The following is a 9,973-nucleotide window of genomic DNA, read 5'->3' as shown; positions in this document are numbered from 1 at the left end:
GCAGCCGGGCCAGGTGTTCTCGCGCAAGGTCATGACCACCACTTCCGACCTGATCACCCGCCGTCTGGGTAACGAGGGCTACACCTTCGCCAACGTCAACGGCGTGCCGCAGCCGCACGACGAAGACCACACCGTGGACATCATGTTCGTGGTCGACCCGGGCAAGCGCGCCTACGTCAACCGCATCAACTATCGCGGCAACACCAAGACCGAAGACGAAGTGCTGCGTCGCGAAATGCGCCAGATGGAAGGCGGCTGGGCGTCGACCTACCTGATCGACCAGTCCAAGACCCGTCTGGAGCGTCTGGGCTTCTTCAAGGAAGTAAACGTCGAGACTCCACCGGTGCCTGGCACCGACGACCAGGTCGACGTCAACTACAGCGTCGAAGAACAAGCTTCCGGTTCGATCACCGCCAGCGTCGGTTTCGCCCAGAGCGCCGGTCTGATCCTCGGTGGCTCGATCAGCCAGACCAACTTCCTGGGTACCGGTAACAAGGTGTCCATCGGCCTGACCCGTTCGGAATACCAGACCCGCTACAACTTCGGCTTCGTTGACCCCTACTTCACTGCCGATGGCGTCAGCCTGGGTTACAACGCCTTCTACCGCAGCACCGACTACGACGACCTCGATGTCGACGTGGCCAGCTATGCGGTCGACAGCCTGGGTGCCGGTGTCAGCCTCGGCTACCCGATCAGCGAAACCTCGCGCCTGACCTACGGCTTGACCGTACAGCAGGACAAGATCAAGACCGGTCGCTACACCGTCGACGAGATCTTCGACTTCCTCGAGCAGGAAGGCGACAACTTCCTGAACTTCAAGGCCTCGATTGGCTGGTCCGAATCGACCCTGAACAAAGGTGTGCTGGCTACCCGTGGTCACTCCCAGAGCCTGACCCTGGAATCCACCATTCCGGGCAGCGACCTGTCGTTCTACAAGCTCGACTACCGTGGCCAGCTGTTCAAGCCGATCACCAACGACTACACCCTGCGCCTGCACACCGAATTGGGCTATGGTGATGGATTCGGTGGCACTTCCGGCCTGCCGTTCTACGAGAACTACTACGCGGGTGGCTTCAACTCCGTTCGTGGCTTCAAAGACAGCAGCCTCGGCCCGCGCAGCACGCCGAGCGACGGTACCAATCCGGGCACTTTGAAGGACCCGGACCAAGACCCGCTGCCGTTCGGTGGCAACGTGCTGGTACAAGGTGGTGTCGAGTTGCTGTTCCCGCTGCCGTTCGTCAAGGACCAGCGTTCGCTGCGCACCTCCGTGTTCTGGGACGTGGGTAACGTGTTCGACACCAACTGCGGCAGCAAGCCTGACTGCGAGAAGGTTGGCTTCTCCGGCTTGGCCAGCTCGGTCGGTCTGGGTGTCACCTGGATCACTGCCCTGGGCCCGTTGAGCTTCAGCCTGGCAATGCCGGTCAAGAAGCCGGACGATGCCGATACCCAGGTGTTCCAATTCTCTCTGGGCCAGACCTTCTAAGGTCGGCCCTTGCTTAACGACAACGGTTTATCCAGGAGTGCATCGTGCGTAAGTTGACTCAACTGGCCGTATTGGCCGCGGCGCTGGTCGCCACCCCGGCTTTCGCCGAAATGAAGGTTGCCGTGCTGAACTATCAGATGGCCCTGCTCGAATCCGATGCCGCCAAGAAGTACGCGGTCGATGCCGAGAAGAAGTTCGGCCCGCAGCTGACCAAGCTCAAGTCCCTGGAAAGCAGCGCCAAAGGCATCCAGGACCGTCTGATCAAGGGCGGCGACAAGATGCAGCAGCAGGAGCGTGAGCGCCTGGAGCTCGAATTCAAGCAAAAAGCCCGTGACTTCCAGTTCCAGTCCAAGGAACTGAACGAAGCCAAGGCCGTTGCTGACCGCGACATGCTCAAGCAGCTCAAGCCGAAGCTGGACGGTGCCGTCGAGGAAGTGATCAAGAAGGGCGGCTACGACCTGGTTCTGGAGCGTGGCGCGGTCATCGATGTCAAACCTCAGTACGACATCACCCGCCAAGTCATCGAGCGTATGAACCAAGCCCGTTGATATGACCGAAACCATGACGCTCGGCCAATTGGCCGAAGCGCTCGGGGCGACCCTCAAGGGGCCCGAGGCGCTGCAGATTACCGGACTGGCCACCTTGCAGGAGGCCGGCCCCGGTCAATTGAGCTTCCTTGCCAATCCGCAATACCGCAAATACCTGGATAACAGCCAGGCTGCAGCGGTGTTGCTGAAGGCTGCGGACGCCGAAGGTTTTGCCGGTAACGCCTTGATCGTACCCGACCCGTATCTGGCCTACGCCCGCATTTCCCACCTGTTCGATCCCAAACCCAAGGCTGAGGCGGGAATTCATCCCAGCGCCGTGGTGGCCGAGGACGCTCAGGTGGATGTCAGTGCCAGTATCGGGCCATTTGTGGTCATCGAGAGTGGCGCACGCATTGGTGCCAATGTCAGCATTGGCGCGCATTGCGTCATCGGTGCACGGTGCGTGGTGGGTGAGGGTGGCTGGCTGGCGCCTCGCGTCACCCTGTACCACGATGTGACCATTGGCAAGCGTGTGGTCATTCAGTCCGGCGCCGTGATCGGTGGTGAAGGCTTCGGTTTCGCCAACGAGAAGGGTGTTTGGCGCAAGATTGCCCAGATTGGCGGTGTCACCATCGGTGATGACGTCGAAATTGGTGTCAACACTGCGGTCGACCGTGGTGCGCTGTCTGACACGCGCATCGCCGATGGGGTCAAGCTCGACAACCAGATCCAGATCGCCCACAACGTGCAGATCGGCGAACACACGGCCATGGCGGCCTGTGTCGGGATTTCCGGCAGCACGCGCATCGGCAAGCACTGCACCATCGCAGGTGGGGTCGGCATGGTCGGCCACATCGATGTATGCGACAACGTATTCGTGTCTGGAATGACCATGGTTACCCGTTCGATCACTGAACCGGGCGCCTATTCTTCCGGCACAGCCATGCAGCCGTTGGCTGACTGGCGTAAGAGTGCGGCGCGTATCCGCCAGCTGGACGACATGTCCAAGCGTCTCCAGCAGCTGGAAAAACGTGTCGATACCGTGACCTCAGGTGATCAGCCGGCATCAGAAGGCTGATACCATTTCCTGAGCGAGCGTGAACAGTCGCTAGCTGGCTCCTCTTTGGATTTGCAAAAGGAGCGTGTGGTCAGCACCTGCGCTCCCTATTCTTATTACAGGCTTCCCCCCGAAATGATGGACATCAACGAGATTCGCGAATACCTGCCTCACCGTTACCCGTTCCTGCTGGTGGACCGTGTGACGGATCTGGACTTCGAGGCCCAGAGCATTCGTGCCTACAAGAATGTCAGCATCAACGAGCCGTTTTTCAATGGCCATTTCCCGGCGCATCCGATCATGCCGGGCGTTTTGATCATCGAGGCCATGGCCCAGGCGGCCGGTATTCTCGGTTTCAAGATGCTCGACGCCAAGCCGGCCGATGGCACGCTGTACTATTTCGTCGGTTCCGACAAACTGCGTTTCCGTCAGCCGGTATTGCCGGGTGACCAACTGGTGCTCGAGGCCAAGTTCCTCAGCCGCAAGAGCATGATCTGGAAGTTCGAGTGCCGTGCGCTGGTTGACGGCAAGCCGGTCTGCTCGGCCGAGATCACCTGTGCGGAACGTTCCCTATGAATTCGATTGATCCTCGGGCGATCATCGACCCGTCGGCCAAGCTGGCCGAGGGCGTCGAAGTCGGCCCTTGGTCGATCATCGGCCCCGATGTCGAAATCGGGGAGGGTACCGTCATTGGTCCGCACGTGGTGGTCAAAGGGCCAACCCGTATTGGCAAGCACAACCGTATCTACCAGTTTTCCTCGATTGGCGAAGACACCCCTGACCTCAAGTACAAGGGTGAGCCAACTCGTCTGGTAATCGGTGATCACAATGTGATCCGTGAAGGTGTAACCATCCACCGGGGTACCGTGCAGGACCGTTCGGAAACCACCCTGGGCGATCACAACCTGATCATGGCCTATGCCCATATCGGGCATGACAGTGTCATCGGCAACCATTGCATCCTGGTCAACAACACCGCGTTGGCGGGCCATGTGCACGTGGGGGACTGGGCGATCCTGTCGGGCTACACCCTGGTGCACCAGTACTGCCACATCGGCGCCCACGCGTTTTCCGGTATGGGTACGGCTATCGGCAAGGACGTACCGGCGTTTGTCACGGTGTTCGGCAGCCCTGCAGAAGCCCGCAGCATGAACTTCGAAGGGATGCGTCGACGTGGCTTCAGCGACGAGGTCATCCACGCGCTGCGCCGTGCCTACAAGGTCGTTTATCGTCAGGGTCTGACCGTCGAAGAAGCGGTCAAGGAACTGGATGAACTGGCTGGGCAACACCCTGAGGTCGAGCTGTTCCGTCAGTCGATCCTGAACTCCGCTCGCGGCATCACCCGCTGACATGGCGCAGCTTTGTGTAGCCTTGGTCGCGGGTGAGGCCAGCGGCGACATTCTCGGCTCCGGCCTGATGCGCGCCCTCAAGGCGCGCCACCCAGAGGTTCGCTTCATCGGTGTGGGCGGCCCGCTGATGGAGGCCGAAGGCCTGCAGTCCTACTTCCCCATGGAGCGTCTGGCGGTCATGGGGTTGGTCGAGGTGCTCGGGCGCCTGCGCGAACTGCTCAAGCGGCGCAAGGTGCTGATCCAGACGCTGATCGCCGAGAAACCGGATGTGTTCATCGGCATCGACGCCCCTGACTTCACCCTCAACATCGAGTTGAAGCTGCGCCAGGCGGGTATCAAGACCGTGCACTACGTCAGCCCTTCGGTCTGGGCCTGGCGGCAGAAGCGTGTGCTGAAGATCCGCGAAGGCTGTGACCTGATGCTGACGCTGCTGCCCTTCGAGGCGCGCTTTTACGAAGAGCAGGGCGTACCGGTGCGGTTCGTTGGTCACCCGCTGGCTGACACCATCCCGCTCGAGGCCGATCGACAGGCCGCGCGCACCTCCCTTGGCCTGCCTGACGGCCCGCTGGTAGCGTTGATGCCCGGCAGCCGAGGTGGCGAAGTGGGTCGCCTGGGCGCGTTGTTCCTCGATACCGCTCAGCTATTGCGCGAGCGCATACCAGGTGTGCGCTTCGTGCTGCCATGTGCCAATGCCACGCGTCGCGCCCAGGTCGAGCAGATGCTCGAAGGCCGTGATCTGCCGCTGACCCTGCTGGATGGTCAGTCGCATCAGGCTTTGGCCGCTTGCGATGCGGTGCTGATTGCCTCGGGTACCGCCACTCTTGAGGCGCTTCTCTACAAGCGCCCGATGGTGGTGGCCTATCGTCTGGCGCCGTTGACCTTCTGGATTCTCAAGCGCTTGGTGAAGAGCCCCTACGTGTCGTTGCCAAACCTGCTCGCCCAGCGCGAGTTGGTGCCTGAGCTGCTGCAGGACGCGGCTACCAGTGAGGCCCTGGCGCAAGCCTTGGCGCCGTTGGTGGCCGACGGCAGCCGGCAGACTGAAGGTTTCGACGAGATTCACCGCATCCTGCGCCGCGACGCCTCCAATCAGGCGGCCGAAGCGGTGCTAGCTTTGCTCAAGGACCGCTGACATGCAGATCGGACTGGATTTCAACCTGGTCGAGGACCTGGTCGCGGGCGTCGACGAGGTCGGTCGCGGGCCACTGTGCGGCGCGGTCGTGACCGCAGCGGTGATTCTCGACCCGCAGCGCCCGATTCTGGGCTTGAACGATTCGAAAAAGCTTACCGAAGCCAAGCGCGAAGCGCTGTTCGATGAAATCTGCGAAAAAGCCCTGAGCTTCTGCATCGCCCGCGCCGAAGTCGAGGAAATCGACCGTCTGAACATTCTTCAGGCCACCATGCTGGCCATGCAGCGTGCGGTCGAGGGTTTGAGTGTCACGCCCAAGCTCGCGCTGATCGACGGCAACCGCTGCCCGAAGCTGGCGGTACCTGCCGCGCCGGTGATCAAGGGCGACAGCAAGGTGCCGGCCATTGCGGCTGCGTCGATCCTGGCCAAGGTTACCCGTGACCGGGAAATGAGCGCTTTCGAGCTGATGTACCCGGGTTATGGCATTGGCGGGCACAAGGGCTATCCGACCCCAGTGCACCTTGAAGCACTGGCGCGCCTTGGGCCTACGCCCATTCATCGGCGCTCCTTCGGGCCGGTGCGGGCCGCCTGGGAAGCGCGTGAAGGCGTTACCGATTCCTTGATCTGATGTGTTGGGGCCGCTGTGTGGCCCTTCGCGGGTAAACCCGCTCCCACACCGTCGTCAAGGGCGGCGTCGTATCCTGTGGGAGCGGGTTTACCCGCGAAGGGGCACACAGCGGCCCCAAACTCATTGAACAATTACGCTACAATCCCGCCCTTGTCGTTAAGCACTGCTACAGGATCATCCATGTCGGTTCCCTTCGTTCACCTGCGCGTCCACTCCGAATTCTCGCTGGTAGACGGCCTGGTGCGGATCAAGCCGCTGGCCAAGGCACTGGCCGGGATGAACATGCCCGCAGTGGCGATCACCGACCAAAGCAACATGTGCTCGCTGGTCAAGTTCTACAAGACCGCCATGGGTGCCGGGGTCAAGCCGATCTGCGGTGCCGACCTGTGGTTGGCCGGCGCCGACCCTGAAGCACCGCTGTCGCGTATCTGCTTCCTGGTCATGAGCCCAAAGGGCTACCGCAACCTCACCGAATTGATCTCGCGCGGCTGGACCGATGGCCAGCGCAATGGCCTGGTGATTCTCCAGCGTGAATGGATCGCCCCGGCAAGCGAAGGCCTGATTGCCTTGTCCGCCGGCAAGGAGGGGGATATCGGTGCGGCCCTGCTGGCAGGTCGCAGCGATGAGGCCGAGGCGCTGATGCGCGACTGGATGGCCATGTTCCCCGACCGTTTCTATGTCGAGGTGCAGCGTACCAACCGCGCCGGTGACGAAGAATACGTGCACGCCGCCGTGGCCCTGGCCGACAAACTGGGCGCGCCGCTGGTGGCGACCAACGACGTGCGTTTCATCAAACAGTCCGACTTCGACGCCCACGAGACTCGCGTTTGCATTGGCGAGGGTTGGACCCTGGATGACCCGCGTCGTCCTCGCGCCTACAGCGATCAGCAATACCTCAAAAGTGCGGAGGAAATGGCCGAGCTGTTCAGCGACCTGCCCGACGCCATCGCCAACACTGTCGAGATCGCCAAGCGCTGCAACATCCAGGTACAGTTGGGCAAGCACTTCCTGCCCGACTTCCCCACGCCCAACGGCATGGGCATCGACGACTACCTGCGCCATGTCTCCCATGAAGGCCTTGAGGAGCGTCTGGCGGTGCTCTGGCCGAAGGAGACCACGCCCAACTATGAAGAAAAGCGTCAGGTTTACCTGGACCGCCTGAAGTTCGAGCTGGATATCATCATCCAGATGGGCTTCCCCGGTTACTTCCTGATTGTTATGGACTTCATCAAGTGGGCGAAGAACAACGGCGTGCCGGTCGGCCCGGGCCGGGGTTCGGGTGCCGGTTCGCTGGTGGCTTATGTGCTGAAGATCACCGACCTCGACCCGCTGGCCTACGACCTGCTGTTCGAGCGTTTCCTCAACCCTGAACGTGTATCCATGCCCGACTTCGACGTCGACTTCTGCATGGATGGCCGTGACCGGGTGATCGAGTACGTGGCCGATGCCTACGGGCGCAATGCGGTCAGCCAGATCATCACCTTTGGCACCATGGCCGCGAAGGCGGTGGTGCGCGACGTGGCGCGGGTGCAAGGCAAGTCCTACGGCCTGGCCGACCGTCTGTCGAAGATGATCCCCTTCGAAGTCGGCATGACCCTCGAAAAGGCCTACGAGCAGGAAGAGATCCTGCGCGACTTCCTCAAGACCGACGAGGATGGCCGCGAGATCTGGGACATGGCCCTGAAGCTGGAAGGCGTCACCCGCGGTACCGGTAAGCACGCCGGCGGTGTGGTGATTGCACCAACCAAGCTGACCGACTTCTCGCCGATCGCCTGTGACGAAGAGGGCGGCGGCCTGGTGACCCAGTTCGACAAGGACGACGTCGAGGCTGCCGGCCTGGTCAAGTTCGACTTCCTCGGCCTGCGCACGCTGACCATCATCAAGTGGGCGATGGAGACGATCAACCGCGAGCAGGCCAAGAAGAACCTGCCGGACGTCAACATCGACTTCATCCCGCTCGATGACAAGAAGACCTACGAGCTGCTGCAGAAGGCCGAGACCACGGCCGTGTTCCAGCTTGAATCCCGGGGCATGAAGGAGCTGATCAAGAAGCTCAAGCCCGACTGCCTGGAAGACCTGATCGCACTGGTGGCCCTGTTCCGTCCGGGCCCGCTGCAATCAGGCATGGTGGATGACTTCATCAACCGTAAGCACGGCCGCGCCGAGCTGGCCTACCCGCACCCGGACTACCAGTACGATGGCCTGCAGCCGGTACTGGCGCCCACCTACGGCATCATCCTGTATCAGGAACAGGTGATGCAGATTGCCCAGGTCATGGCCGGCTATACCCTCGGCGGCGCCGACATGCTGCGTCGAGCCATGGGTAAGAAAAAACCGGAGGAAATGGCCAAGCAGCGTGGCGGTTTCATCGAAGGTTGCGCCAATAACGGCATTGATGGGGATCTTGCGGGTAACATCTTCGACCTTGTAGAGAAGTTCGCAGGTTACGGCTTCAACAAATCCCACTCCGCCGCCTACGGCCTGGTCTCGTATCAGACTGCCTGGTTGAAAACCCACTTCCCGGCGCCATTCATGGCTGCGGTGCTGTCGGCGGATATGCACAACACCGACAAGGTGGTCGTGCTGATCGAGGAAGTGCGCAGCATGAAGCTGCGCCTCGACGCGCCGGACGTGAACAGCTCCGACTTCAAGTTCACGGTCAACGACGATGGCCGCATCGTCTATGGTTTGGGGGCGATCAAGGGTGTGGGCGAGGGGCCGGTGGAGGCCATCGTCGAAGCGCGTGCCCAGGGTGGGCCGTTCAAGGACCTGTTCGACTTCTGTGAACGTGTTGACCTCAAGCGTGTCAACAAACGTACCCTGGATGCGCTGATCCGCAGTGGTGCGCTGGATCGCCTCGGTCCGCACTTCCACGACGAAATCAAGGCCTACCAGGCCAACATCGACCGCAACCGCGCGACCTTGCTGGCCGCGCTGGAAGAGGCCATCAAGTCCGCCGAGCAGACGGCCCGCACCGCCGACAGCGGCCACGTCGACCTGTTTGGCGGGTTGTTCGTCGAAGAGGACTCCGATGTCTATGCCAACCACCGCAAGGTGCGTGAGCTGACACTCAAGGAGCGCCTCAAAGGCGAGAAGGACACCTTGGGCCTGTACCTTACCGGCCACCCGATCGACGAATACGAAAGCGAGATCCGTCGTTTCGCCCGTCAGCGCATCATCGACCTCAAGCCGTCGCGCGATTCCCAGACCATCGCCGGCATGATCGTTGCTTTGCGTGTGATGAAGAACAAGAAGGGCGACAAGATGGGCTTCGTCACCCTGGATGACCGTTCAGGGCGTATCGAGGCCTCGCTGTTTGCCGACGCCTTCATGGCGGCCCAGTCGCTGCTGCAGGCCGATGCCATGGTGGTGGTGGAAGGCGAGGTCAGTAACGACGACTTTTCTGGCGGCTTGCGCCTGAGGGTCAAGCAAGTGATGACCATGGAGGATGCACGCACCAAACTGGCCGAAAGCCTGCGCCTGAAGGTCGCTCATGACGCGCTCAAGGGTGACCGACTGAAGTGGCTGGGCGAGCTGATCACCCGTCATCGCGGTGGTTGCCCGATCACCCTCGAATACACCGGCAGCGACGCCAAGGCTATGCTGCAGTTCGCCGACGAGTGGGCGATCGACCCGGCCGATGGCTTGATTCAAGCACTGCGTGACCAGTTCGGGCGTGAGAACGTCTTCCTGCAATATCGTTGAACCGACAAAATTTTAATCTCGACCTGAATGCGCCCGATCCCTTAAGGTAGGGCGCCAAACGGATCAACCGGCCGGCCGCCTGGCCGTAGACCCAAGAC

8 protein-coding genes are annotated in these 9,973 nt (G+C 61.4%); all 8 read left to right on the top strand.

Going from position 1 to position 9,973, the window contains the following annotated elements:
• Window positions 1–1,483, top strand: a 1,483-nt coding sequence (gene bamA / locus PspTeo4_RS16400; protein ID WP_322364773.1) for an outer membrane protein assembly factor BamA, incomplete at its 5' end; no start/stop codon positions are given.
• Between the two features lie 44 nt (window positions 1,484–1,527).
• Entirely contained in the window at window positions 1,528–2,031 is a 504-nt protein-coding gene (locus PspTeo4_RS16395) for an OmpH family outer membrane protein (RefSeq protein WP_322364772.1), read from the top strand.
• A gap of 1 nt (window position 2,032) precedes the next feature.
• Complete coding sequence (lpxD, locus tag PspTeo4_RS16390; protein ID WP_322364771.1) at window positions 2,033–3,088, top strand: UDP-3-O-(3-hydroxymyristoyl)glucosamine N-acyltransferase; 1,056 nt, start codon at window positions 2,033–2,035, stop codon at window positions 3,086–3,088.
• A gap of 114 nt (window positions 3,089–3,202) precedes the next feature.
• Window positions 3,203–3,643 (top strand): 3-hydroxyacyl-ACP dehydratase FabZ, encoded by a 441-nt coding sequence (gene fabZ, locus PspTeo4_RS16385; RefSeq protein WP_003252314.1) that lies wholly within the window; start codon window positions 3,203–3,205, stop codon window positions 3,641–3,643.
• Window positions 3,640–4,416, top strand: coding sequence for an acyl-ACP--UDP-N-acetylglucosamine O-acyltransferase (lpxA, locus tag PspTeo4_RS16380; protein ID WP_322364770.1), 777 nt, complete (start codon window positions 3,640–3,642; stop codon window positions 4,414–4,416). Before fabZ ends, lpxA begins: the two co-directional genes overlap by 4 nt.
• Before the next feature lies 1 nt (window position 4,417).
• On the top strand, window positions 4,418–5,545 hold the full coding sequence (lpxB, locus tag PspTeo4_RS16375; protein WP_322364769.1) for a lipid-A-disaccharide synthase: 1,128 nt from the start codon (window positions 4,418–4,420) through the stop codon (window positions 5,543–5,545).
• A 1-nt stretch (window position 5,546) separates the two neighbouring features.
• Window positions 5,547–6,170 carry a ribonuclease HII gene (gene rnhB / locus PspTeo4_RS16370; RefSeq protein ID WP_322364768.1) on the top strand — a complete coding sequence of 208 codons (624 nt, stop codon included), beginning with the start codon at window positions 5,547–5,549 and terminating at the stop codon, window positions 6,168–6,170.
• A 180-nt stretch (window positions 6,171–6,350) separates the two neighbouring features.
• Complete coding sequence (gene dnaE / locus PspTeo4_RS16365) at window positions 6,351–9,875, top strand: DNA polymerase III subunit alpha (protein WP_322364767.1); 3,525 nt, start codon at window positions 6,351–6,353, stop codon at window positions 9,873–9,875.
• The last annotated feature ends 98 nt before the right edge of the window (window positions 9,876–9,973 follow it).

Origin of the sequence: Pseudomonas sp. Teo4 (assembly GCF_034387475.1) — a bacterium.
GTDB lineage: Bacteria > Pseudomonadota > Gammaproteobacteria > Pseudomonadales > Pseudomonadaceae > Aquipseudomonas.
The sequence above is the reverse complement of the archived record's forward strand: the minus strand, read 5'-3'. Positions and strand labels throughout refer to the sequence as shown.